The organism is Streptomyces sp. NPDC045021, assembly GCF_056432645.1.
Genome location: NZ_JBWKIQ010000021.1, coordinates 13,298 through 38,142, shown reverse-complemented (window position 1 = coordinate 38,142; position 24,845 = coordinate 13,298). Strand labels below are relative to the sequence as shown.

Below are 24,845 nucleotides of genomic sequence, written 5' to 3'. Positions count from 1 at the left end.
GTGTCACAGCCCACAGCCCGTGACTCCTCGCGATACGTGCAGGTAACTTCCCAGAGAGTCCAGCCGCCTCGACGAGGAGTGTGTGTCGCGATGCCCGAAGCCGTGATCGTCTCAGCCGCCCGATCCCCCATCGGACGCGCCTTCAAGGGGTCCCTCAAGGATCTTCGCCCGGACGACCTGACCGCCACGATCATCCAGGCCGCGCTGGCGAAGGTCCCGGAGCTGGACCCGCGGCAGATCGACGACCTGATGCTCGGCTGCGGCCTGCCCGGCGGCGAGCAGGGGTACAACCTCGGCCGGATCGTGGCCGTGCAGATGGGCATGGACCACCTGCCGGGCTGCACGGTCACCCGCTACTGTTCGTCATCGCTCCAGACGACCCGGATGGCGATGCACGCGATCAAGGCCGGCGAGGGCGACATCTTCGTCTCGGCCGGCGTCGAGATGGTCTCGCGCAGCATCAAGGGCAGCTCCGACGGCCTGCCGGACACCAAGAACCCGCTCTTCGCCGACGCCGAGCTGCGCACCCTGGGCCGCGCCGAGAAGGGCGGCGGCGAGTGGCACGACCCGCGCGAGGACGGGCTCATCCCGGACGCGTACATCTCGATGGGCCAGACCGCCGAGAACCTCGCCGCGATCAAGGGCGTCACCCGCGCCGACCAGGACGAGTTCGGCGTGCGGTCGCAGAACCTCGCCGAGGCCGCCATCAAGAACGGCTTCTGGGAGCGTGAGATCACCCCGGTCACGCTGCCCGACGGCACGGTCGTCTCCGCGGACGACGGCCCGCGCGCGGGCGTCACGCTGGAAGCGGTGCAGGGCCTCAAGCCGGTCTTCCGCCCCGACGGCACGGTCACCGCGGGCAACTGCTGCCCGCTGAACGACGGCGCCGCCGCCCTCGTGATCATGTCCGACGTGAAGGCCCGCGAGCTGGGCATCACGCCGCTCGCCCGCGTCGTCTCCACCGGTGTCTCCGGCCTCTCCCCCGAGATCATGGGCTACGGCCCGGTCGAGGCGTCGAAGCAGGCGCTCAAGCGGGCCGGCCTGGGCATCGGCGACATCGACCTGGTCGAGATCAACGAGGCGTTCGCCGCGCAGGTCATCCCGTCCTACCGCGACCTCGGCGTGGACCTGGACCGGCTGAACATCAACGGCGGCGCGATCGCCGTGGGCCACCCCTTCGGCATGACCGGCGCCCGCATCACCGGCACGCTGATCAACTCGCTGCAGTTCCACGACAAGCAGTTCGGCCTGGAGACCATGTGCGTCGGCGGCGGCCAGGGCATGGCGATGGTCATCGAGCGGCTGAGCTGAGTCGCAGCGCAGGGTAGGGATCGCCCGAGGAACGAGGGCGGTACCTGCCCGCAGCGGAGGCGAAGCTCAGCGCGACCAGAGACATCGAGCGGCTGAGCTGAGTCGCAGCGCAGGGTAGGGATCGCCCGAGGAACGAGGGCGGTACCTGCCCGCAGCGGAGGCGAAGCTCAGCGCGACCAGAGACATCGAGCGGCTGAGCTGAGTCGCGATCGGCAACGTCGAACTGACCCGCTCGTAACTCTTTCGCCGTCACACCGTGTGATCTAAGTCGCAATCGAACCGCCCCCGGGTTGTTATCTGAGCCCGGGGGCGGCGCGTTTTTGCAGGTCAGGGCGGCATCACCCGGATGGCCCAGGACCTCAGACCCGTCCATTTCGTGACGTTCCGCACTGCGAAGGGGAGAGGTTTACAGGCACAGTGATGTGTGGGGGATGTTTCGTCCACTCTCCGGTGGGCACTGCTCGGGATCACGTCAGTCGGGAGTACGTCTGTGAGCGCCCTGTTCTCCACCCTGCTGGTGGTCGCGGTCATTGCCGTGGCCCTGGGGTCCGCCGCCCTGCTCTCCGCCCGCGGCCTGCGCCGTGAGCTCGCCGCCCTGCGCGGGGATCTCGCGCTCGCCGGCGCCGCGGCCGGCACCACCTCCGTACCGGCCGCCCGGCCGGCCCCGGCCGACGAGATACGGGCCGCCGTCGCGGACGCCCTCGCCGACGAGCGGGAGCGCGAGCTCGCCGAGGCGCGTGCCTTCTGGGCCGAGCAGGAAGCCCGCGAGTCCGCGGACAGCCCGTTCTTCCGGGGCGGCATACCCGCCGCGGGCACCGACTACGCCGACTACGCCGAGTACGAGGTTCCGACGGTGCTGCCGTTCCTGCCCCGGCAGGCCGACCTGGCCGGTCTGGAGCCCGAGCTCGCCCTGCCGGCGCCCGGCTTCTTCCCGCACCCCTCGGCGCAGGACTTCGCCGACTACCCGGACTTCCCCGATCTGCACGCCGCGCCCGGCCCGTCCGTCGTCGCCAACCCGGACCAGACCGCCGAGCGCCTCACCGACCTCGCCGAGGGCCGCATACCGCTCTCCGACGTCCGTCCGGGCCCGCTGGGCACGCTGGACGTGTACGTCTTCGCCGACGGCACCACGCTCTGCATGACCCCGGGGCACCGCGAGACCGCCCTGCAGCTGTCCGGCGCCCTGGAGCGCGGCGAGATCCCCGTCCTCCTCGGCGGCTCCGCCGTGGGCGGCGCGTACGCCCTGACGTTCACCTACGGCGACGAGAGCGTCTTCATCCTGGCCGACCGGGTCGTCGCCTCCCTCTGAGCTTTTCTCGGAGCCTTCCTCGGAGCTCTCCTCTGAGCCTTCCTCGCAGACCCCTCCGAGGACCCTCCGACCCCGTCAGACCCCCGAGCGCCGAGCGGCCCCGTCGATACGGACGAGGGCCGCTTCGAGCACCTCCCCGCACTCCGGGCGCTGTTCGAGCACCAGTGCCAGGTCGTTCCCGGCCACCGCGATCTGGTCGCCCACCGCGAAGGCTCCGTCGTCCGGCAGCAAGGCCGGTTCCCGCCCGGGGAATTCAAGCCGCTGTGCTTCCGCGGCCAGCCATCGTGCCAGTTCAAGGCCTGTTTCGGCGGCCCCGTCGCGCAGCCGGCTCTGGGGCAGGGCGCGAAATCTGCCCGCCAATCGGTCAATGGCGGAGCGCAAAGGAGTGCAGTCGAGCATGTCGGCGAGCGTACCGGGGGCGTGTGTTCCGGCCACTCACTCACATCCGCCTGCCATGGATGGTTGCCAACGCCCCAACAGTCAGGCACGGTGAGATGACCGGACACCGTATACCGGAGGCGCCGATGTCCCAGATCTTCTCCGAGGAAACCCACCGGAACCTGCTCTCCCGCATCCCCCATTGCACCGGCCGAGAAGTACGCGACTGGCTCCGCGCAGTCGATGACGGCCCAGCCTTCCTCCGCTTCGACGAGAAAGTCAGCTGGCTCCGCAGCGAACACGATCTGTCCTACGGACATGCCAAGGCGATCGTCCACGAATACGACTTGAGGCGGGCAGCCCGCAACCTCCGGTAGCCCCGGGCGTACGACGACGGGCCCCCAGGAGGTAGTGCCTCCTGGGGGCCCGTCACGTACGGGGTCCTGCGGCCGGGTCAGTCTCCCCGGAGGATCGCGATCAGCCGCAGCATCTCCAGGTAGATCCACACCAGCGAGAGCGTCAGACCGAAGGCGGCCAGCCACGATTCGTTCTGCGCAGCGCCGTAGCGGACGCCGTCCTCGATCTGCTTGAAGTCGAGCGACAGGAAGAACGCGCCCAGGCAGACACCGATGATGCCGACGATGATGCCGAGCGGGCCGTTGCTGCGCAGACCGCCGTCGGGGGCTGCGCCGAACGCGACGAACAGCAGGTTCACGAACATCAGCAGCACGAAGCCGATGGCGATCGCCATGCCGATGCGCTGGTACCGCTCGGTGACGCGGATCAGCCGGGTCTTGTAGGCGATGAGCATGCCGACGAAGACGGCCATCGTGCCCAGCACGGCCTGGAGCGGAGCTCCGGACCACGCGATGTTGTACATGTGGCTCCACACGCCGAGGAAGATTCCCTCGAAGAACGCGTAGGCCAGGATCAGTGCGGGCACCGGCGTCGCCTTGAACGCCTGAATCATGCCGAAGACCAGTGCGACCAGTGAGAAGGCAATGGCGATGCCCATGTTCACCGGCAGCAGCGTCCATGCCAGCGCCGCACCGACGACCACGGTGCCCAGCGTCATACCGGTCCGCATGACGACGTCGTCCATCGTCATGCGCCCGGTCTGCGCCGGTCCGGCCGGCGGGGCCTGGTACATCTGCTGGAGCTGCTCGGGCGTGAGTTGCTGCTGGTCGGCCGTGACGTAAGGATTGCCGCCCTGCGCGTACGGGTTTCCGCCCTGCTGCGCGTACGGGTTCCCCGACCCCTGCGGGGCCGCGCCCTGCTGCTGCGTGCCGAAGCCCGCGTATCCGTCCCCGCGGCTGAAGCCTCGCCGCGAGAAGACCGGGTTGCTGCTCCTCATCTCACTCCTCCATGGCCGCGCGTTACGGCATTGCCTCCAGAGTAATGGGTTAGCAAAGGAGACGGAGTACCGCCGGAGGAGGATCTTCTGGCACGCGCCCCGCGGGAGATGTGAGGTGCCCGGAGCCGGACTCGAACCGGCACGGCCAAGAGGCCAGCGAGGTTTAAGCTCGCCGTGTCTGCGTTCCACCATCCGGGCGGGGGCGGGGTCTCGACGCAGGACGAGCGTATCGGTGTTACCGGGCCCAACAGGGCACGATCCGCGTCATGTTGTCTGATTTTAGGGGTACCTGACGCATCCTCAAGTGGGCCTTGAGGGGGTGGAGCGGGAGCCCCGGGGCCTTCACATGGCGCACACACGTCATTCGCATATGACGCGAAATCGATCACCCTAGACACCCTCCCGGAGCCACGCCGGACCACGCCGACACGCGGCGGACTCACCGGGCCTCAGGGGCTGGTGTCATCCCCAAGTAGTACGGCGGACCTCCCGGGTCCCTCCCAGGACTGCCCCCAGAACAACAGTCTGGGCTGATCCCCGGAGCGCTTCGAGCCGTCACGATGGAGGGGTCGCCGTTCACCCCACACCTGGAGCCGCCCCGTGACCACCACCGGAACCTCTTCCCGCACCTCGACGGTGGCGGCCCGCGCCACGGACCTCAGCAAGGTCTACGGCGAGGGGGAGACCCGGGTCGTCGCTCTGGACGGTGTGTCGGTCGAGTTCCGCCGCGCGGAGTACACCGCGATCATGGGCCCGTCGGGCTCCGGCAAGTCCACGCTGATGCACTGCATGGCGGGGCTCGACTCGGTCTCCGCCGGCTCGGCGCGGATCGGCGAGACGGAGTTGGCGTCGCTCAAGGACAAGCAGCTCACGCAGTTGCGCCGCGACAAGATCGGCTTCATCTTCCAGGCGTTCAACCTGCTGCCGACCCTCACTGCGGCCGAGAACATCACGCTTCCGATGGACATCGCCGGGCGCAAGGCCGACAAGAAGTGGCTCGCTCAGGTGATCGCCACGGTGGGCCTGGCCGACCGGTTGTCGCACCGGCCGAACCAGCTGTCCGGCGGCCAGCAGCAGCGCGTGGCGGTCGCCCGCGCCCTGGCGAGCCAGCCGGAGATCATCTTCGCCGACGAGCCGACCGGCAACCTGGACTCGCGGGCCGGCGCCGAGATCCTCGGGTTCCTGCGGAACTCGGTGCGCGAGCTGGGCCAGACGATCGTCATGGTCACGCACGACCCGGTCGCCGCGTCCTACGCGGACCGGGTCATCTTCCTCGCCGACGGCCGCGTCGTCGACGAGCTGCACGACCCGACTTCGGACGGCGTCCTGGAGCGCATGCTGAATCTCTCGGGAGGGAACGCCCAGACCCCCGGCCCCGACGCCGAGGGCCGCACCAGCTGAGCCCGGCGCACCCCGCCTCCCCCAACGCACCTCAGTACGCCCCCCAGTAGCCGCCCGCGCCGCCGCCCTGCCGTGGTGCCGCTCCGCCGTGCCTCCGCGCTGCCGCCGTGCCGTCCCCGCACTGCCGCCGCACCGCCGCCCGACCGACCGAACCAGGACTGATCCCCATGTTCCGCACTGCCTTGCGCAACGTTCTCGCGCACAAGGCCAGGCTGCTGATGACCGTGCTCGCCGTCATGCTCGGCGTCGCTTTCGTCTCCGGCACCCTGGTCTTCACCGACACCATCGGCGGCGCCCTGAAGAAGAGCTCGGCCAAGAGCTACGAGAACGTCTCCGTCGCCGTGAAGCCCGGTTTCACAGCCCGATCCGGCGAGAACGAGCGGCCGCATCTGACCCAGCGCCAGCTGGACACCGTACGCGCGCTGCCCGGCGCGGCCTCGGCCACCGGCAGTGTCTCCGGCTTCACCGCGGTCGCCGACAAGGACGGCAAGCTGATCGGCGACGGCTGGTCCACCCGGGGTGGGAACTGGTCGGCCGGCAAGGACGGCAAGGACGCCCGCTACGCGATGACGGACGGCCGCGCCCCGCAGCAGCCGGAGGAGGTCGCGCTCGACACCAAGACCGCCGACCGCGCGGACCTCCAGGTCGGCGACACCGTACGGATGTCCGTCGACGGCCCGGTCATGCACCAGACCGTCACCGGCGTCTTCGACACCGACGACGGCAACGTCGCGGCGGGCGGCAGCCTCGTGCTCTTCGACACCCCCACCGCGCAGAAGCTCTTCGCCAAGTCCGGCCAGTACGACGAGATCGACGTCAAGGCGGCGCCCGGCACCAGCCAGGCAGCGCTCAAGGCCGAGGTCGAGAAGGCACTGCCCCAAGGCACCGAGGTGGTCACCGGGCAGAAGCTGGCGGACGACGAGGCCGTCCAGATCTCCTCGGCGATGAGCGGCCTGAACACCGGGCTGCTGGTCTTCGCCGGTATCGCGCTCTTCGTCGGCATCTTCATCATCGCCAACACGTTCACCATGCTGGTCGCCCAGCGCACCAAGGAGCTGGCGCTGATGCGCGCGGTCGGCGCGAGCCGCCGCCAGGTGACGCGCTCGGTGCTGATCGAGGCGTTCGTGGTCGGTCTGACGGCCGCCGTGGTCGGCCTCGTGACGGGCATAGGCATCGCGGTCGCCATGCGGTCGTTGCTCGGCTCGACCGGCGCGACGATGCCGGACGGCCCGCTGGTCGTCGGTCCCGGCACGATCGTGGCGTCGCTGGTCGTCGGCGTCGCCGTCACCATGCTCGCGGCCTGGCTGCCCGCCCGCCGGGCGTCCAGGATCGCGCCGGTCGCCGCGATGAGCAGCGTGCACGCCCCGGCCACCGTCAAGAGCCTGGTGCTGCGCAACACCCTCGGCGCGCTGCTGGCCGGCGCGGGCGTCGCCCTGGTGCTGGCCGGTGCCGGGATGAGCGCGGAGAGCGGCAAGATGCCGCTGGGCGCGGGCGGCGGGCTGCTGCTGATCGGGGTGTTCGTCCTGACGCCACTGCTGTCGCGGCCGGTCATCGCCGCCGCGGGACCGCTGCTGCGCCCGTTCGGCGTCACCGGCAAGCTCGCCCGGCAGAACTCGGTCCGCAATCCGCGGCGCACCGCCGCGACCGCCTCGGCCCTGATGATCGGTCTGACGCTGATCACCGGCCTCACGGTGATCGCGACCTCGGTCCAGAAGGGCATCGACAAGATGGCCGCGGACTCGATCCGGGCCGACTACACGATCAGCATGGTCAACCCCGGCACCCACCTCTCCCCCGAGGTCGAGAAGACGCTCAGCGGCCTCGGCAACGTGACCGCGTCCAGCCCGATGCGGGACGCCTGGATCGAGATCGGCGGCGACAGCCGGCCGGTGACCGGCGTCAACACCAAGTCCATCGCGCAGCTGGTCAACCTCGACTTCACCAGCGGCTCGATCGCCGGTCTCGGCGGCACGACCGTCGTCGTGGACGACCAGACCGCCAAGGAGGGCGGCTGGAAGGCCGGCGACACCCTGCCCACCGTCTATGACGACAAGGCCAAGGGCACCCTGAAGATCGGCGGCATCTACCACGACAACGGGATGCTCAACGGCTTCCTCGTCGACACCGCGACGCTCGATCCGCACCTGTCGAAGATCTCCGACACGAAGGTCCTGGTGAAAACCGCGGACGGCACGAGCGCCGCCGCCAAGGACTCCGTAGAGAAGGCGCTGGGCGACAACCCGGCGATCAAGGTGCAGGACAGGGCCGATATCTCCAACGAGGCCGGCGGCATGATCAGCATGATGCTGAACATGCTCTACGGGCTGCTCGCCATGGCCGTGATCGTCGCCGTCCTCGGCGTCATCAACACCCTGGCCATGTCGGTCTTCGAACGCTCCCACGAGATCGGCATGCTGCGCGCGATCGGTCTCGACCGCCGCGACGTCAAGCGGATGGTCCGGTTCGAGTCCCTGCTGATCTCGCTCTTCGGCGCGGTGCTCGGCATCGGGCTCGGGGTCTTCCTCGGCTGGGCCGCGGGCCGGCTGATCGCCGGCAGCATGGACACCTACACGATGATCCTGCCGTGGGACCGGATCGGCATCTTCCTCGGCGGAGCCGCCGTGGTCGGCGTCCTCGCCGCGCTGTGGCCGGCCCGGCGCGCGGCCCGGCTCAACATGCTCAGCGCCATCAAGGCGGAGTAGCGCGTTCCCTCCGCCGCGTTTCCAACGCCGCCGCGGGCTCTGCCGGATCCGTCCGGGAGAGCCCGCGGCGGCGCTCAGGCCTTCGACTCCACGGGCCACGGCCTGACGCGTGCCATGCCCGACTCCCCGGAGGACCGGGTCCTGACGGCCAGGACCTGGTTGACGCCGATGCGGTTCTGCTCGAAGGACAGCGCGCTGGCGGCCATGTACAGCCGCCACACCCGCGCGCGTCCCGCGCCGGCGAGCCGCACCGCCTCCTGCCAGTGGTCCTCCAGATTGCTCACCCAGGCCCGCAGCGTCAGCGCGTAGTGCTCGCGGAGAGCCTCGACGTCACGCACTTCGAAACCGGCCTCCTCCAGCCGGGAGACGGTCGAGCCCACGGGCGCGAGTTCGCCGTCCGGGAAGACGTAGCGGTCGATGAACTCGTCGACGTGGTACGCCTCCTCGTCCACCCAGGGGCGGCGGGCGATCTGGTGGTTGAGCAGCCGCCCGCCGGGCCGCAGCAGACCGTAGAGGTGGGTGGCGTACTCGCGGTACAGGTCGCGGCCGACATGCTCCGCCATGCCGATCGACGAGATCGCGTCGTACGGGCCGTCATCGACCGCGCGGTAGTCCTGGACGCGGATGTCGATCCGGTCGGTGAGGCCGGCCTCGGCGACGCGCTTGCGGGCGTACGCGGCCTGCTCGGTGGAGAGCGTGATGCCGACGGCGCGCACACCGTAGTGCTCGGCGGCATGCAGGACCATCGAGCCCCAGCCGCAGCCGACATCCAGCAGCGTCTGGTCGGGCCGGAGCGCCAACTTGCGGCAGACGAGGTCGAGTTTGGCCCGCTGGGCCGCTTCGAGGGTGGCGTCGGGGTGCGTTTCGGGGTGCTCCCAGTAGGCGCAGGAGTAGACCATCGACGGGCCGAGGACGCGCTCGTAGAAGTCGTTGCCGACGTCGTAGTGGTGGCTGATGGCCTGCTTGTCGCGGCCCGGGCTGTGCAGCGGGCCGAACCGGCGGCGGGCCTCCTCGGGCGGCGGCGCGGGCGGCAGCCCCGGCCCGGCGAGCACGAGGGCCTCGCGGGCGAGCCGGTAGGTGCGCGGGTCCCGCAGCGCGTCCGCCACCCGCCGGAACCCGCCGACGTGCGGTGCGCCCTCCTCGCCGGTCTCCCAGACAATGCCGGCGATCAGGTCCAGCGCCTCGTACAGATCGCCTTCGATGTCCAGGTCGCCGGCCACCCAGGCCCGGGCCAGCCCCAGCTCGCCCGGCTTCCACAGCAGCCGGCGCAGTGCCCGCCGGCGCCGGATGACGAGGGTGGGGGCGTCCGGAGGACCGGCCTCACTTCCGTCCCATGCGCGGACGCGCAGCGGGAACGGTGCCCGTAGGGCTTTTTCAGCAAGGTCGCGCATGCGACGGGCCGCATCTGCCATGCGTACGAGCGTACGACGGACGACCGCCGACGCGAGTGATTTTCCGGCCCAACCACCCGAGCGCCCCCGGGCGTACGCCGAAGGGGCGCCCGCACCACGGATGGCGGGCGCCCCTTCGGGCTTACGTATCTGCGACCGGACCTGGCGGACCGGTGCGACCTGGCGTCAGGAAGCCTTGGCCTTCTCGGCTGCCGCGTTCGCCGGGACCGCCGCCTTCGCGGGGGCCGGCGCCGGACGGGCCGCCTCGTAGAACTCCTCGCGGGGGTTCTCCATGGCGCCGAGCGAGACGACCTCGCGCTTGAGGAACATCGCGAGCGTCCAGTCCGCGAAGACCCGGATCTTGCGGTTCCAGGTCGGGACGGCCATGCCGTGGTAGCCACGGTGCATGTACCAGGCCAGCCGGCCCTTGAGCTTGATCTTCGTCTTGCCGACGACGATCATCGCGACGCCCTTGTGCAGGCCGAGACCGGCGACCGCGCCCTTGTTGGCGTGGGCGTAGGTCTGCTGCGGGAAGCCGCGCATCCCCGAGACCACGTTGTCGCCGAGGACCTTGGCCTGGCGCAGCGCGTGCTGGGCGTTCGGCGGGCACCAGGCGTTCTCGACGCCGGCCTTGCGGGCGGCGATGTCCGGAACCTGGGCGTTGTCGCCGGCGGCCCAGATGTAGTCGGTGCCCTGCACCTGGAGCTTCTCCGAGGTGTCCACGTGGCCGCGCGGGCCGAGCGGGAGGCCGAAGCGGGCGAGGGCCGGGTTCGGCTTGACGCCGGCGGTCCACACGATCGTGGAGGCGTCGACCTCCAGGCCGTTGGCGAGCACCACGTGCTTGTCGACGCAGGACTTCATCGAGGTGCTGAGGTAGACCTCGATACCGCGCTCGCGCAGGTGCTCCAGGCCCCACTCGCCGAGCTGCGGGCCGACCTCGGGGAGGATCTTGTCGGCGGCGTCGACGAGGATGAAGCGCATGTCCTCGCGCTTGACGTTCGGGTAGTACTTGGCGGCGTCGCGGGCCATGTCCTCGACCTCGCCTATGGTCTCCGCGCCGGCGAAGCCACCGCCGACGAAGACAAAGGTCAGCGCCTTGCGGCGGACATCCTCGTCCGTCGTGGAGTCAGCCTTGTCGAGCTGTTCGAGGACGTGGTTGCGCAGGCCGATGGCCTCCTCGACGCCCTTCATGCCGATGCCGTTCTCGGCCAGGCCGGGGATCGGGAAGGTACGGGAGACCGCGCCGAGCGCGATGATCAGGTAGTCGAAGGGCAGTTCGTAGGTCTCGCCCACGAGCGGCTGGATCGACGCGACCTTGCGGTCCTGATCGATGTTCATCACGCGGCCGGTGAGCACCTCCGCACCGGGCAGCACGCGTCGCAGCGGGACGACGACATGGCGCGGGGAGATGCTGCCGGCGGCAGCTTCGGGGAGGAATGGCTGGTACGTCATGTACGAGCGCGGGTCGACGACAGTGACCGTCGCCTCGCCGTACCGCATCTTCTTCATGATGCGGCGCGCCGCGTACAGGCCGACGTATCCGCCGCCTACTACGAGGATCCGTGGACGCTCCGAAGTGCTCATGGTTCGAGTATCCAGCACCTGATGGAGGGGTGCTCGTGAGCCCCTTCACAAGGTACTGGACACCCTCTGCTACACTGCCCGGCCGCGTGATCAGCCACACAGTCCGCCGAGGGAACCCGAGACCCGGACGGGGCGTTGAGCGCACCTTCTGATCAGCAAAGATCGTCGCCCGTTGGGCATGTCTCCATAGGGCTGTAACACCCAGGAAACACCGCGCCACAAGGGTTTTGAGGGGTTCCGGGCCCTGCGGCCTTGGAAAACTTCGCCGCAGGGCCGGAACTTCATGTGAAGAGTTTCACAAACTTCGTGCTACGCGATGCTCCAGGCGATGCCGTCGAGGATGTCGTGCTCGCTCACGACCACTTCCCGGGCCCCGATCCGCTCCATGATCTGGAGCAGGACGAGCGCTCCCGCGCCGATCACATCGACCCGGCCCGGGTGCATCACGGGGATCGCCGCGCGCTCCGCGTGGGTGGCCGCGAGGAGCTGTCCGGTGATCTCCCTGACCTGCTCCAGGGAGATCCGCGAGTGGTGGATCGCGGCCGAGTCGTACTCCGTCAGTCCCAGCGCCACGGCGGCGACCGTGGTGACGGAGCCGGCCAGGCCGACGAGGGTGCGGGCCTGCTCCAGCGGGACGGAGCCGGCCGCCTCGTCGAGTGCCGCGTTGATGTCGGCCTTGATGGCGGTGATGCGGCCGAGCGTCGGCGGATCGATGATCGTGCCGTCGTCCGCGGTCAGGTGCCGCTCGGTCATCCGCACACAGCCGATGTCCACGGAGCGGGCCGCGAGCACATGGTCGTCTCCGACCACGAACTCGGTCGAGCCGCCGCCGATGTCCACCACGAGGTACGGCTTCGCGTGGCCGTCGTGGTCGGTCAGTTCCTTGGTGGCGCCGGTGAAGGAGAACTCGGCCTCCTGGTCACCGGTGATCACCTCGGGCTCGACGCCCAGGATCTCCACCACACCGCGCACGAAATCCGCGCGGTTCTCGGCGTCGCGCGAGGCGGACGTCGCCACGAACCGCACGCGCTCCGCGCCGAGTTCCTTGATGGCGGCGGCGTACTCGCGGCAGGCCGCGAAGGTCCGCTCCAGCGCCTCGGGCGCCAGCCGTCCGGTGCGGTCCACGCCCTGGCCGAGCCGGACGATCGTCATCCGCCGGTCGAGGTCCTCGATCTCACCCGTGACCGGGTCGGCGTCGGCGATGAGCAGCCGGATGGAGTTGGTACCGCAGTCGATCGCCGCTACCCGGGTCACCTGGTCCCCTCGTCCGTCGTCGGGGCGGGCTCGGTGGGGCAGCCGCCGCTGACGCACGGGCCCTTGCGCCACCACTCGGGCAGCATCGCGATCGCCTCGTCGCCCAGCGGGTTCACCCCGGGGCCGGCGGCCAGCGAGTGGCCGACCAGGACGTGCAGGCACTTCACACGGTCGGGCATGCCGCCCGCGCTCGGGAAGCCCTCCAGTACCTCGATGGCGTCCCGGCGGGTGATGTAGTCGTCGTGCGCGGCCTGATAGGCGGCGGCCAGCTCCGGGTCCTCGGCGAGCCGGGCCGTCATCTGCTTCATGACGCCGTCGGCCTCCAGCGTCCCGATGGCCGACGCGGCGCGCGGGCAGGTCAGGTAGTACAGCGTCGGGAACGGCGTACCGTCCTCCAGCCGCGGCTGGGTCTCGACCACGTCCGGCTGCCCGCACGGGCAGCGGTGGGCGATGGCCCGCAGGCCGCGCGGCGGGCGGCCCAGCTGCTCCTTGAACGCGGCGATGTCGGCCTCGGTCGGCGTGGTGCGGGGGGTGGGAGCGGGGTGATCTGTCATGAGCCGTTCTCGGTCGTGGAGGGTCAGCGAGGGCGTTGCCCCGGCTACCGCCGGGAGGGGCTCCCGGCGGCGTCGGCGTGGTCGACGCTGTCCCAGAAATTGTCGTACCAGGGGCGGTGCGCGGCGGCCTCGTCCGAGGACCGCCGGCCGCCGGTGTCGCTGACGGGCCCGGCGCTCGGGGTCGGACTCACCACCGTATAGCCGGTCTCACCGGGCAGCATGAAGTGCAGCCGCTTGCGGGCCTGGGTCTTCACGTACTCGTTGTCCTGCCAGCGCGCCTTCTCCTCGCGCAGCTGCTCGACGCGCTCCTTGGCCTGCTGGGCCTCCTTGCGCTGGTCGGCGATGTCCGAGCGCTGGGCGATGTACTGCCGCATCGGATAGGCGAGAGCGACGATCAGCGCACAGAGCACGAGCGCCAGCAGCGCGGCCCGCCCGGTGAGCTTGCTGCGCCGGGGGGCGGGGCGCCTGGTCGCCGCGCGGTAGACGCGGGCCTGCGCCTCCTGGCCGATCGCCTTCAGCCGCGCCGCGGTGGAGAACCGATCCGCCCCCACGCCGTCTCCCCTCGTCCGCACGTACCTACGTCCCCGGCCACGGTACGGGACCGGGCACGGGGACGTAGGTCAGACCTGCGGGCAGTGCCGCCGATCAGCCCTTGAAGCGGGGGAACGCGGAACGACCGGCGTAGACCGCCGCGTCGTCCAGGATCTCCTCGATGCGCAGGAGCTGGTTGTACTTGGCAACGCGCTCGGAGCGGGCCGGGGCGCCGGTCTTGATCTGGCCGCAGTTGGTGGCAACGGCGAGGTCGGCGATGGTGACGTCCTCGGTCTCACCGGAGCGGTGCGACATCATGCACTTGAAGCCGTTGCGCTGGGCCAGCTCGACCGCGTCGAGGGTCTCGGTGAGCGAGCCGATCTGGTTGACCTTGACGAGCAGCGCGTTGGCCGAGCCCTCGTCGATACCGCGCTGCAGGCGCTCCGGGTTGGTGACGAAGAGGTCGTCGCCGACGATCTGGACCTTGTCGCCGAGCTTGGCGGTGAGGGCCTTCCAGCCCTCCCAGTCCTCCTCGTTCAGCGGGTCCTCGATGGAGATCAGCGGGTACGCGGCGACCAGCTCGGCGTAGTAGTCCGAGAGCTCGCCCGCGGAGATCTTCTTGCCCTCGAAGTCGTACGAACCGTCCTCGTTGTGGAACTCGGAGGCGGCGACGTCGAGCGCGAGCGCGATGTCCTGACCGGGCTGGTAGCCGGCCTTCTTGATGGCTTCGACGATGAGGTCGAGCGCCTCACGGTTGGAGTCGAGGTTCGGCGCGAAGCCGCCTTCGTCGCCCAGGCCGGTGGAGAGCCCGCGCTCCTTCAGCACGCCCTTGAGCGTGTGGTAGACCTCGGCGCCCCAGCGCAGGGCCTCGGAGAAGGACTCGGCACCGATCGGCGCGATCATGAACTCCTGGATGTCCACGTTCGAGTCGGCGTGCGACCCGCCGTTCAGGATGTTCATCATCGGGACCGGCAGCACGTGCGCGTTCGGACCGCCGAGGTAGCGGAAGAGCGGCAGGTCGGACGCCTCGGAGGCGGCGTGCGCGACGGCGAGCGAGACGCCGAGGATGGCGTTGGCGCCGAGCGAGGACTTGTCCGGGGTGGCGTCCAGGTCGAACATCGCCTGGTCGATCAGCCGCTGCTCGGTGGCGTCGTAGCCGACCAGCTCCGGGCCGATCTGCTCGATGACGGCGAGAACGGCCTTCTCGACGCCCTTGCCCATGTAGCGGCTCTTGTCACCGTCGCGAAGCTCCAGGGCCTCGAAAGCTCCGGTCGAGGCACCGGACGGCACGGCCGCGCGGCCGGTGCTGCCGTCGTCGAGGCCGACCTCGACCTCGACGGTGGGGTTGCCTCGTGAGTCGAGGATTTCCCGGGCTACGACGACGTCGATGGACGGCACGAGTGTCTCCTTCAGGCTGTGTACAGCTGATGCGTGTCTCTCTGCTCTTGCGACACGAGCCTAACCGCCCGAGGAGGGTCGGCCAGTCGATCGGCCGACCCCTGAGACGAAAAAGGGCCCAAAGACTTACAACAGGTGACCAACGGTGCCTTACACCGCGTGACCAACGGGAAAACCCCCGGCCCGGCACGCTCGGGGGGAGTGCGTGCCTGGCCGGGGGAATCAGGGTTCAGCGGACGGGAACCGGCGGGGCGGCTGCCGGTGAGTCAGGTGCGGTCGCGGCCCGCGGTTCCCGGTCTCAGCTGAGGTGCAGCTGCTGGCCCGGGTAGATCAGGTCGGCGTCGCTGATGATGCTCTTGTTCAGCTCGAACAGCTTCTCCCAGCCGCCGGCGACGTGGTGCGCCTGGGCGATCTCGGAGAGGCTGTCACCGGTGACGACCTTGTACTCGCCGGTGCCCTGCTGGACCGGGGCGGCCTTCTTGGTCTCGGCAGGCTTGGCGGCGGGCTTGGCCTTCTTGACCGGGGCGCGGTTCTCGGACTTGCTGCGGCTGGCGGTGTCCGAGGTGTCGCGCGAGGTGGTGCTCTTCGACGGGGTGCTCTTCGTGGCGGAACCGGAGGTGTCCACGTTGGCGGCCGGGCCACCGGCGGTGAGGTTGCCGGCGCCGGCACAGGCCCAGGCACCCGGGCCCTGCAGGGCGAGCAGCTTCTCGGCCACCGCTATCTGCTGGTCCTTGGTGGCCAGGTCGGCGCGGGCGGCGTACGCGGTGCCACCGGCCGCTTCCCAGCTGGACTGGGAGAACTGCAGGCCACCGTAGTAGCCGTTGCCGGTGTTGATCGACCAGTTGCCACCGGACTCGCACTGGGCGACGGCGTCCCACGTGGCGACCGAAGCGGCCGAGGCGCCGGAAGCACCGATCAGCGGAACGGCGATCGCAGCGGTGGTAACACCGGCAATCGCGGCAATTCGGGTGAACTTGGACGGGCGACGGTGCTTACCCATGATGTGTCATCCTCACCGACGCCTACGAGGTCAGCTGTCGGGTTCGGGCGTGAGTTGCCCGGCTGCACGGCTCTCGCCGCGCTGCTTCACCCCAAGCCGGTCCGTCCCCCACGAGTTCGGGGCCGGGCCGGCGGAAGACCTTGGGTCCCCCGCTCCTGCCTACGGCGCTTTCGCGTCGACTGTTCCCGTCGGTCGGCGGCAGGACTCGGCGATCCTGACCGGCGGGGCCCGCTGTGGCGAGCAGTTAGACGTTAAACACACGATCCCGGCGAGGACAAACATCCCGGTGTCGTACAGCAACTCCCCTGTCCGGCTGAGCGGGCGCACAGACCCGCAGGTCGGAAGGGAGAAAGTCGGCGGAGCGCGAGCGGGTGGTCACAGGCGCCACGGAGACCCTTGTCACAAGGACCGGGGTGCCGGGATCGTGTTGAGCGGACTCAGTAGCTCAAGTCGAGGTGCTGGCCAGGGAGAATCAGGTCGGGATTGTCCCCAACAATCTGGTCATTTGCCCCATACAGTGCCTTCCATCCGCCCCGCAGATGGTGGTCCGCGGCGATGTCGCACAGGTTGTCGCCCGACACCACGACGTAGGTGCCGTCGCTCGCCACATCGCTCTGACCGGCCTTCTGGTCATCACTCAGGCCGTCGGTGTCGGTGGGCCGGTCGGCATCGCGCGAGGCGCGGTCGGTGGAGAGCCCGCCGGCGGACTCGGGCGACTCGGGCTTGGCGTGCTTGCCCTGGCTCTGCCCCGGGGCCGGAGTGGTGGCCGTCGGGTCCGGGGTGGTGGTGGGGGCGCCGGTGGGCTGCTTGGCGGTGCCCGGGGGAACGGTCGCAGGGTCGGGCGCCGAGGTGCCCGTGGGCGTCGACGGAGTCGTCGGCGTCGTGGCGGCCGGAGGGGTCTTCGGCGTCGCGGGCGCCGTCGGCGTCGTCTGCGTCGTCGTGGGGGCCGGGGTCAGGATCGAACCCGGGTCGACCTTCGCCGGCACGCCGCCGGTGACGAGCCCCGCGGGTCCCGAGCAACCGGGCCACGCGTCCGGCCCGAGTTCGGCGAGCAGCGTTTCGGCGACGGCTATCTGCTGCGAGCGGCTGGCCAGGTCGGGGCGCTCGGCGTACGCCGTGCCGCCGTACTGCTCCCAGGTGTCCTCGGTGATCGACAGACCACCGTAGAAGCCGTTGCCGGCGTTGGCGCTCCACATGCCGCCGCTCTCACACACCGCCACCTTGTCCCAGGTCGTGGCGTCGGCCGCCTGCGCGGCGCCCGCACCGAGCAGCGGGAGTGCGATCCCCGCCCCGGTCACCGCGACCACCACAACGGCGGTCGAGGCCTGGCGCGGTCGGCGGTGTCTGCCGTTCCCGGACTTCAGCATGCGGTCATCTCCAAAACCATTGACTACGGCCCTGCGTCATATTCGAGAAGCCTGCGATGACCGCAGAACGTAGCGGTGTTGACCATGGGATCACAAGTCGGTGTAGCGGGCGTCACGCTAAGGTCACGGTCGATTTCAGCTCGTACCTCTTGTACTGGACATTTTTGACGTTCCATCAGGGTTTAACGGTGTGAAGGGCTGGACTCAGGACGCCGATTCAGCAGTTCCGGTCTCGGGGGTGAAGCCCACCGGCAGCGTCCGCAGTCCGCGCATGATGAGACCGCCGCGCCACCGCAGGTCGTCCGGGTCCGCCGCCAGCCGCAGATCCGGGAGCCGGGTCAGCAGCGTCGCGAGGGCGGACTGCGCCTCCAGACGGGCCAACGGGGCGCCCAGGCAGTAGTGGATGCCGTGCCCGTAGCCGACGTGCTGGTTGTCGCGCCGCGCCAGGTCCAACGTGTCGGGCCCGTCGAAGCGGTCGGGGTCGCGGTCGGCAGCCGCCAGCACCACCAGCACCGGCTCGCCCTCCTCGATCCGCTGTCCGCCGATCGTCAGCGACTGCGTCGCGAACCGCCAGGTCGCCAGCTCGACCGGCCCGTCGTAGCGCAGCAGTTCCTCCACCGCGGTCTCCAGGAGGTCGCTCTCGCCGCGGGCGATCGACTCCTGGAGTCGCGCGCGCTGTTCGGGATGGCGCAGCAGCGTGTGGACCCCGTTGCCGATGAGGTTGACCGTGGTTTCAAAACCGGCAAAAAGCAGGATGAAGGCCATCGCGGCCGCTTCGTTCTCCGACAGGTGCTCGCCGTGGTCGCTGGCCTTGATGAGCCCGGAGATCAGATCGTCGCCGGGGTCCGCGCGCTTGCGGTGGATGAGCTCCAGCAGGTACGACCGCATCTTCTTCACCGACCGGGCGACACCGCCCCGCGGGCCGCCGCCGTGGCGGATCATCATCCCCGCCCAGTCCCGGAAGTCGTCCTGGTCCTCGGCCGGGACGCCCAGCAGGTCGCAGATCGTGTAGATGGGGAGCGGGAAGGCGAACTCGTGGATCAGATCCGCCTCGCTCTTCACCGCGCCCGTCCCGTCCCGCTGGAGGCCGTCGATGAGGCGGTCGGTCAGCTCCTGCACGCGCGGTGCGAACTCCGCGATGCGGCGCGGGGTGAACGCCTTCGAGACGAGGCGCCGCAGCCGGGTGTGGTCCGGCGGGTCGATGTTCAGCAGGTGCGTCATCAGATCCGCGCCGCGCTCGCCGGGGATGCCCACCTTGTTCTTGGCGTTGGCGCCCTCGCTGTGGTGGCCCCGGTTCTTGCTGAGCCGCGCGTCCGCCAGCGCCTGCCGCGCGTCCGCGTACCGCGTCACCAGCCAGGCGTCGACCCCGCTGGGGAGCGTGGTCCTGTGCACCGGCGAGTGCTCGCGCAGCCAGGCGTACGCCGGGTACGGGTCGGCGGCGAATTCCCAGGTGAAGAGGGTGGGGGTGGGGGTGGGCGCGGGGGTGGCGGCAGTCTCGTCAGGCACCCCCTGACGCTAGCGCGTCCCGGCAGAGGCGATCGGCGAGCCGGGTCGTCTGCGGCAGCCGGTACTCCGGCGCCAGCGCCAGGACATGCCGGCACGCCGTGTCCAGGTCGATGCGGTGCCCTGTCGACACATAGACCGGCTTGACGCCCCGCTGGGTGCGCAGCGCGCGGCCCACGGTCTCGCCGCCGTCGTCGAGCGGCGCGAACACCCCGCGTTCCGGGCCCAGCGCGGCCGGGTCGTAGCTGCCGGTGAACGGTGTCTTGGCGACCCCGAGCGTAGGAATGCCGGTGATCACCCCGAGGTGGCAGGCGAGGCCGAACCGCCGGGGGTGCGCCAGCCCGTGACCGTCGCAGACCAGCAGCTCCGGGACGGTGCTCAGCTTGCGGAGCGCCTCGACCAGGGCGGGCAGCTCGCGGAACGCGAACAGCCCGGGGATGTAGGGGAACGAGGTCTCGGCGACGGCGGTCGCCTGTTCCACCGGCGCGAGCGTCCGCGCGTCCAGTACGACGACGGCCGCGGCGACCCGGTCGCCCGTGCCGTTGCCGTCACCCGCGTACGCGACGTCCAGCCCCGCGACGAGGCGCGGCTCCCGCGGCCCGGGCCCGCGGTGGTCCGCCCGCGCCCTCAGCCGGTCCTGGATCTCCAGCGCCTGCGCCTCGTCGGCCGGCCACTCGTGCGGCACATCGATCTGCATGGCAGAACGCTACGTGGCGGCCTGCGGCCCGGTCGCCCCGGTCATGCTCCCGGCTGCTCCGCCGCGCGCAGCGTGTCGCGGTAGCGGCGGGCGGCGGCCCGTAGTGCGGATTCCGGGTCGAGCCCGGCGGCGGTGGCCGCGGAGGCCAGGGCCAGCAGCAGGTCGCCGAGCGCCGTGCCGTCCGACGGCACCGCCACACCGGCGGCGTCCGGCACCGGCAGCCCGGCCCGCCGCGCCCGCGTGCTGAGCTGCGCGGCCAGCGCGAGGGCCGGCTGCCCGACCGGCACACCGTCCGTCACCGAGTCGCGCTGCTTCTCCATCGCCTTGAAGCGGACCCAGTTCGCCTGGACGGCCTCGGGGGTCTCGGCGATCTCGTCCCCGAAGATGTGCGGGTGCCGGTGGATGAGCTTGTCGACGATCGTGCCGGCGACATCGTCGATCGAGAACGGCTCCTCCGCGTCCTCCTCGGCGATCCGGGAGTGGAAGACGACCTGCAGCAGCACGTCCCCGAGCTCCTCGCGCAGCGACTCGCGGTCGCCCTCCTCGATCGCCTCGACCAGCTCGTACATCTCCTCGATGCCGTACTTGGCCAGGTCCGTGTGGGTCTGCTCCCGGGTCCACGGGCACTCCGCGCGGATCCGGTCCATGACCTGCACGAGATCGAGCAGCCGCGCCCCCGGCAGGTCGTACGAGCCGGGCAGCAGCTCCAGATCCGGCATCGCGACCCGCCCCGATCCGCCGAGGCGGGCCAGTTCGTCGGTGACGGCGGGGTCGTTGTCGGCGGTCGGGAGATAGACGACGGTCCGCTCGCCGGCGGTGGCGTCCACCAGCTCCTGCCCGGTGGGCGCCGCATGCACGACGCTCACGCCCGCCTCCCGCAGATACGGCAGCTGGGGATGCCCCGGGTCCGCACAGATGACCTGGTCGGCGGCGCGCAGCAGTTCCCACGCGGGCCACGACAGCAGCCCGGGAGCCACCCGGTGGCTGGTGGTGAGCAGTACGAGGCGGCCTGGCGCGGGGGTCATCGAGTCGTCCACCGTTCGAACCTACCCCGCCCCACAACCCCGCTCCGCCGCGTCCCCGCGACGGCGGACGGTCCGGGCGGCCGTTACGTGCGGCCGCCCGGTCGGGTCCTAGGCGCCCTGGAGGGGCGCTGTTGCCACCGGGGCGAGCCAGGGCTCGTGGGTTTCGGTGAGGCGGGCGTTCTGGGCGTCCCAGGTGCCGTAGCGGGGGTTCACGTCGATCTGCATGGTCGTGGCGGTCTTGGCCAGCAGCTCGTTCAGTGCCGCGTTGCCGCCGTCGCTGCCGGGCTGGACGCCGAGGCTGGAGATGATCTTGCCCGCCTCGACCTGCAGCCGGCAGAAGGCGTCGATGTCGGAGGGCGCGACGCTGTACTTCTCGAGCAGCGCGGGCGCCAGCGCGGCGGGTCCGCCGGACTGGGCCTCCAGCGCCGTCCGCATCTGCCCGATGTCGGAGCGGGTGACCGTGACGCCCACGTTCTTGGCGACGCGGTCCAGCAGCCTGGTCACCACCATCGTGCCGAGCGTCTGGCTGGTCAGATCACTGCTTCCGCCGATGAGTTCGGCCGCCTGGGGCGACTTCTCCTGCGCGGTGCGGACCGCGTTGACCTTCGACTGGAGGTCCGAGACGGAGATCGTCTCGTTCTCCACCACGGCTGCGGCCCCCGCGTGCGGGGTGCCGCACGCGCTGATCACAGGGGTCATCGCAACAAGTGCGGCGGCGGCGAGCGAGACGGCGGTGCGTCGGCGGACCATGGTGCCTCCCGGCATGGGATCGAGCGGCGGTGCTTCGACCTTGCGAAGATCGAGGATATGGAGCGGAACGCTTCGATATCCAGCACTCCGCCGAACTGAGGCCTGTCCGGCCGATCACGAACCACTCAGGCGGTGGGCAGCTTCTCGTTCGGACAGGTGTTCAGCTGCTTGCGCATCGCGTCCTTCTCGGCCGCGGTGACCCACACCCCGTACTTCTTCTTCACCGCCACCTGCCGCGCCACGTACGCGCACCGGTAGCCCTTGTTCGGCGGCAGCCAGGTCGCGGCGTCGCCGTCGCCCTTGGAGCGGTTGGCGGACGCGTCGGCGGCGATCAGGTTCATCGGGTCGTTGGCGAACTGCACCCGCTTGTCGGTCGTCCACTGTCCGGCGCCCTTCTGCCAGGCATCGGACAGCGCGACCGCGTGGTCGATGTCGACCGTGCTCTTGCCCCGGGTGTACGTGATCTTCTGCCCGGTGTAGGGGTCGTCGAGCGTCCCCGAGGTGACGACGCAGTGGCCGCCCTGCTCCGCGCGGAACGTTTCTCCGGTGAGGTCGCGCTTCAGTATGTCGTCGCGCGTCCCGCAGCCGTTGTGGTCGGTGTCGACCCAGGACTTGCCGAACTTCTCCCGCGTGTAACCGGTCTTCGGCGCGCGCCCCTTGACGGTGAGGGAGTCGGCGGCGGCCAGCGCACTGCCGCCGGGCGCGCTCTTGCCCGGTCCGTTGCCGTTGCCGGCACCGCCCTGGGTGTCGGCCTTGCAGCCCGCCGTGCCGAGCAGGCCGGCAATCGCCAGCCCGCACAGGATTATGTGTGGTGCCCGTGCCCCGCGTCTGTACATGTGCGCACCTTATGGCGTTGACGGCCCCGCGTTCGGAGCGGCCCGGCCGGACCACCCATCTGCTCGCCTCATGCCCGCACTTGGCCCAGCCATGCCAGGGTGCGGCGCAGCTCGATGCAGAAGGGATGGTGCGGCCCGTGCACGCGGTCCGCGTCGTAGAGGAGCCGCGCGAGCACCTCGCGGGCGGTGGAGCGGTCGCCGACGGAGAGCAGGAGGTGGCCGATCCGGCGGCGGATCTCCAGCGGGAGGGCCGGGTCGGTGGCCGCGTACTGCTCGAAGTACGGCAGAAGGGTGCGGTATTCGCCGAGGGCGGCGCCCGCCTCGCCGAGCTGTTCGAGGCACTGCGCCGCCTCGTAGCGGAACTGCAGGACCTGACGGTCGGCCGGGCCGCTCTGGGTGGCGAACTCGTCCGCCAGGCGCCGCAGTTCGGGGAACGCACGGCGGTACTGGCCGTCCTCCATGAGCGTGGCGGCGTACTGCTTGCGCAGCATGCGCACGATCGGCGAGTGCTCGCCGTGCTTCGCCGCGGCGGCGGGCAGGACGCCGCCGAGTATGTCGACGGCCTGCGTGATGCGGCCCGCGTCGAGGAGCCGTCTGACCTCGTCGACCGAGGCGGCGATGTCCGGGCCGGCCGGCGGTGTCGGCGGGAACGTGGTGGAAGGCGGCGTCGACGGCATCGCCGGCGGCTGGACCCCTTCCTGGCCGGTGCCGGGCCGGTCGGGCCAGGGGGCGTGCGGACGCAGGAACGGCCGGGTGGGATCCATCGGCCCCGGCACGCGCTGCGCGTGCGCGGTCCCGGAGGTCGGGAGCAGCGACGCCAGTTCGCCGTAGACGCGTTGGGCGTCGGCGGGCCGGTGCTGGGGGTCCTTGGCGAGCAGCCGCAGGACGAGGGACTCCAGCTGCGCGGGCAGCTCGGGCCGGAGCTGGCGGAGTGCGACCGGGGCCTCGTAGAGATGGCGGTGCAGGACGCCGAGCGCGGTGGAGCCGTGGAACGGGACGTTGCCGCTGAGCAGTTCGTGCAGGACCACACCGAGCGCGTACAGGTCGGTGCGCGGTCCGACGGCGCCGCCCATCGCCTGTTCCGGGGCCATGTAGGCGGGGCTGCCGATCGGCGTGCCGGTGTGGGTGAGGCGGGTGGTGTCAGTGTCCATGACGGACGCGACGCCGAGGTCGAGCACGACGACGGTGCCGTCGGGCCGGACCATCATGTTGCTCGGCTTCAGGTCGCGGTGCACGATCGGCACCGCGTGGACGGCGGAGAGCGCCGCGCACAACTGGGCGGCGACCGCGACCGCCCAGGGCCACGGGTAGGGGTCGTGCTCGGCGAGGTGGTCGCCGAGGTCCTGGCCCTCGACGTGCTGCATGACGAGGTACAGCTCGTCGCCGTCGGTGCCCGCGTCATGGACGGTGACCAGGCCGGGGTGGTCGACCTGGGCGGTGACCCGGCACTCGCGGTCGAAGCGCTGGCGCAGCTCGGCGACGTTCTCGCCGCCCGCGACCTTGTCGGGGCGCAGCAGCTTCACGGCGACGCGGCGGTCCAGCCGGCGGTCGTACGCCGTCCAGACCTGGCCCATGCCGCCCTGGCCCAGGACGGTGGCCAACTCGTACCGCCCGGCGACGAGCCGACCGTTCACCGGCCTTCCTCCTTGCGGAGGTAGTCACTCAGCTCGTCCAGTTCGGCGCGGACCTGATCGATGCGCGGCGCGGGCGGGCCGGCCGGGCCCGTGGCCGGCGTCGGCGTCGCGCTGGGGTCCGGGACCGGGGCGACCGGCGGGACGGGAGCCGGCGTGGGGGTGTCGCGGTACGGGTTGTAGTCGGCGCGCGGGGTGGGCAACTGCGTCTGCTGCTGGGCTCCATAGGGGAAGGGCTGCTGTCCGTACGGACGCGGCGGCATCCGCGCGTCCAGCTCCCGGTAGTGCCGGATGTCGATGACCACGAAGTACACCGCGGACGCGACGGCCTGGATCAGCAGGACGCTCAGTGCCGCGTTCGACCGGGGGCCCGCGGTGTCCCCCGGCTCGTTACCGATGAGCCCGAACAGCGTGATCGTGAGGACTCCGGAGGCCCCGCAGATAACCCAGTCCGCCACGTTGCGCCGCAGCAGGGCGACCCGCAGCAGCGGCGCCCAGGCGAGAAAACCGCACGAGAGCACCGCCAGCAGCACGAACAGGACGCGCAGCCCGGTCCGAGTGCCGTCACTCGTCGGGGGCGGCGTGATGCCTGGGCCGTTCATGGCTGCTCCTGAACAAAGTCATGGCTGGAAAAGCGAGCGTATCGGCAGGGGCGGACGAGCGGTCTGACGATGCCACAACAATTAGGACCGGACCGCACCCGGGCCCGTACGCCGTACGCCGTACGACCACCGTCTGGTCACTGTCACCAAGAGCGACGCATACTGCGATACGAGTGGTTGCGGCGACCGGTCGACGACCGGCTGAAGCACATCCCCGCGGCACTCACGTATCTTTTCGTGGCGGACGTGCACAGCCGAGGGTGCCGC

General features: G+C 70.6%; 22 protein-coding genes, 1 tRNA gene and 1 riboswitch. Of the genes, 5 read left to right on the top strand and 18 right to left on the bottom strand.

Annotated elements, in window-relative coordinates; translation table 11 throughout:
- The first annotated feature begins 90 nt into the window (after nucleotides 1–90).
- Both AC07DC_RS38790 and AC07DC_RS38785 read left to right on the top strand, forming a co-directional pair.
- Nucleotides 91–1,311 carry an acetyl-CoA C-acetyltransferase gene (locus AC07DC_RS38790; protein WP_478919494.1) on the top strand — a complete coding sequence of 407 codons (1,221 nt, stop codon included), beginning with the start codon at nucleotides 91–93 and terminating at the stop codon, nucleotides 1,309–1,311.
- Nucleotides 1,312–1,801: 490 nt separating this feature from the next.
- A complete protein-coding gene (locus AC07DC_RS38785) occupies nucleotides 1,802–2,620 on the top strand; it encodes a hypothetical protein (RefSeq protein ID WP_478919493.1) in 819 nt (272 codons plus the stop codon).
- 75 nt (nucleotides 2,621–2,695) lie between these two features.
- Here the strand turns inward: AC07DC_RS38785 and AC07DC_RS38780 are convergent, their stop codons facing one another.
- Complete coding sequence (locus AC07DC_RS38780; protein WP_478919492.1) at nucleotides 2,696–3,019, bottom strand: hypothetical protein; 324 nt, start codon at nucleotides 3,017–3,019, stop codon at nucleotides 2,696–2,698.
- Between the two features lie 125 nt (nucleotides 3,020–3,144).
- On the opposite strand from AC07DC_RS38780, the gene AC07DC_RS38775 reads away from it, so the two are divergent.
- Entirely contained in the window at nucleotides 3,145–3,375 is a 231-nt protein-coding gene (locus tag AC07DC_RS38775) for a DUF4287 domain-containing protein (protein ID WP_138356104.1), read from the top strand.
- Nucleotides 3,376–3,452: 77 nt separating this feature from the next.
- Here AC07DC_RS38775 and AC07DC_RS38770 read toward each other — a convergent pair whose 3' ends face one another.
- Both AC07DC_RS38770 and AC07DC_RS38765 read right to left on the bottom strand, forming a co-directional pair.
- The gene (locus AC07DC_RS38770) at nucleotides 3,453–4,352 is read right to left on the bottom strand and encodes a Bax inhibitor-1/YccA family protein (RefSeq protein ID WP_478919491.1); all 900 of its coding nucleotides are present in this window, start codon (nucleotides 4,350–4,352) and stop codon (nucleotides 3,453–3,455) included.
- Nucleotides 4,353–4,468: 116 nt separating this feature from the next.
- Nucleotides 4,469–4,550, bottom strand: a tRNA-Leu gene (locus AC07DC_RS38765).
- A gap of 402 nt (nucleotides 4,551–4,952) precedes the next feature.
- On the opposite strand from AC07DC_RS38765, the gene AC07DC_RS38760 reads away from it, so the two are divergent.
- Together AC07DC_RS38760 and AC07DC_RS38755 are read left to right on the top strand one after the other, a co-directional pair.
- Entirely contained in the window at nucleotides 4,953–5,753 is an 801-nt protein-coding gene (locus AC07DC_RS38760; protein ID WP_478919490.1) for an ABC transporter ATP-binding protein, read from the top strand.
- Nucleotides 5,754–5,920: 167 nt separating this feature from the next.
- A complete protein-coding gene (locus tag AC07DC_RS38755) occupies nucleotides 5,921–8,455 on the top strand; it encodes an ABC transporter permease (RefSeq protein WP_478919489.1) in 2,535 nt (844 codons plus the stop codon).
- Between the two features lie 74 nt (nucleotides 8,456–8,529).
- Here AC07DC_RS38755 and AC07DC_RS38750 read toward each other — a convergent pair whose 3' ends face one another.
- The 15 genes from AC07DC_RS38750 to AC07DC_RS38680 all read right to left on the bottom strand — a co-directional run bounded on the left by AC07DC_RS38750 (nucleotide 8,530) and on the right by AC07DC_RS38680 (nucleotide 24,578).
- Nucleotides 8,530–9,867 (bottom strand): class I SAM-dependent methyltransferase, encoded by a 1,338-nt coding sequence (locus AC07DC_RS38750; protein ID WP_478919488.1) that lies wholly within the window; start codon nucleotides 9,865–9,867, stop codon nucleotides 8,530–8,532.
- A 165-nt stretch (nucleotides 9,868–10,032) separates the two neighbouring features.
- Entirely contained in the window at nucleotides 10,033–11,430 is a 1,398-nt protein-coding gene (locus tag AC07DC_RS38745; RefSeq protein ID WP_478919487.1) for an NAD(P)/FAD-dependent oxidoreductase, read from the bottom strand.
- Between the two features lie 309 nt (nucleotides 11,431–11,739).
- A complete protein-coding gene (locus AC07DC_RS38740) occupies nucleotides 11,740–12,684 on the bottom strand; it encodes a Ppx/GppA phosphatase family protein (RefSeq protein ID WP_478919486.1) in 945 nt (314 codons plus the stop codon).
- Nucleotides 12,681–13,238: a DUF501 domain-containing protein gene (locus AC07DC_RS38735; protein ID WP_478919484.1), complete on the bottom strand. Its 558-nt coding sequence runs from the start codon at nucleotides 13,236–13,238 to the stop codon at nucleotides 12,681–12,683. Before AC07DC_RS38735 ends, AC07DC_RS38740 begins: the two co-directional genes overlap by 4 nt.
- 44 nt (nucleotides 13,239–13,282) lie before the next feature.
- Nucleotides 13,283–13,789 carry an FtsB family cell division protein gene (locus AC07DC_RS38730; protein WP_478919483.1) on the bottom strand — a complete coding sequence of 169 codons (507 nt, stop codon included), beginning with the start codon at nucleotides 13,787–13,789 and terminating at the stop codon, nucleotides 13,283–13,285.
- Between the two features lie 94 nt (nucleotides 13,790–13,883).
- Nucleotides 13,884–15,167: a phosphopyruvate hydratase gene (eno, locus tag AC07DC_RS38725; RefSeq protein WP_478919482.1), complete on the bottom strand. Its 1,284-nt coding sequence runs from the start codon at nucleotides 15,165–15,167 to the stop codon at nucleotides 13,884–13,886.
- Between the two features lie 298 nt (nucleotides 15,168–15,465).
- A complete protein-coding gene (locus tag AC07DC_RS38720; protein ID WP_478919481.1) occupies nucleotides 15,466–16,167 on the bottom strand; it encodes a transglycosylase family protein in 702 nt (233 codons plus the stop codon).
- Nucleotides 16,168–16,171: 4 nt separating this feature from the next.
- Nucleotides 16,172–16,344, bottom strand: a riboswitch (cyclic di-AMP (ydaO/yuaA leader).
- A 260-nt stretch (nucleotides 16,345–16,604) separates the two neighbouring features.
- Nucleotides 16,605–17,534: a transglycosylase family protein gene (locus AC07DC_RS38715; protein ID WP_478919480.1), complete on the bottom strand. Its 930-nt coding sequence runs from the start codon at nucleotides 17,532–17,534 to the stop codon at nucleotides 16,605–16,607.
- A gap of 204 nt (nucleotides 17,535–17,738) precedes the next feature.
- On the bottom strand, nucleotides 17,739–19,040 hold the full coding sequence (locus tag AC07DC_RS38710) for a cytochrome P450 family protein (RefSeq protein WP_478919479.1): 1,302 nt from the start codon (nucleotides 19,038–19,040) through the stop codon (nucleotides 17,739–17,741).
- Nucleotides 19,033–19,734 carry an endonuclease V gene (locus AC07DC_RS38705; protein WP_478919478.1) on the bottom strand — a complete coding sequence of 234 codons (702 nt, stop codon included), beginning with the start codon at nucleotides 19,732–19,734 and terminating at the stop codon, nucleotides 19,033–19,035. Before AC07DC_RS38705 ends, AC07DC_RS38710 begins: the two co-directional genes overlap by 8 nt.
- 41 nt (nucleotides 19,735–19,775) lie before the next feature.
- The gene (locus tag AC07DC_RS38700) at nucleotides 19,776–20,759 is read right to left on the bottom strand and encodes a nucleoside triphosphate pyrophosphohydrolase (protein WP_478919565.1); all 984 of its coding nucleotides are present in this window, start codon (nucleotides 20,757–20,759) and stop codon (nucleotides 19,776–19,778) included.
- A 108-nt stretch (nucleotides 20,760–20,867) separates the two neighbouring features.
- Nucleotides 20,868–21,509 carry a SurA N-terminal domain-containing protein gene (locus tag AC07DC_RS38695; protein ID WP_478919477.1) on the bottom strand — a complete coding sequence of 214 codons (642 nt, stop codon included), beginning with the start codon at nucleotides 21,507–21,509 and terminating at the stop codon, nucleotides 20,868–20,870.
- Nucleotides 21,510–21,634: 125 nt separating this feature from the next.
- Complete coding sequence (locus tag AC07DC_RS38690) at nucleotides 21,635–22,345, bottom strand: HNH endonuclease family protein (RefSeq protein WP_478919476.1); 711 nt, start codon at nucleotides 22,343–22,345, stop codon at nucleotides 21,635–21,637.
- Nucleotides 22,346–22,413: 68 nt separating this feature from the next.
- Nucleotides 22,414–23,979, bottom strand: a complete 1,566-nt coding sequence (locus AC07DC_RS38685) for a protein kinase domain-containing protein (RefSeq protein ID WP_478919475.1) — start codon at nucleotides 23,977–23,979, stop codon at nucleotides 22,414–22,416.
- Complete coding sequence (locus AC07DC_RS38680) at nucleotides 23,976–24,578, bottom strand: hypothetical protein (RefSeq protein ID WP_478919474.1); 603 nt, start codon at nucleotides 24,576–24,578, stop codon at nucleotides 23,976–23,978. Before AC07DC_RS38680 ends, AC07DC_RS38685 begins: the two co-directional genes overlap by 4 nt.
- Between the last annotated feature and the right edge of the window lie 267 nt (nucleotides 24,579–24,845).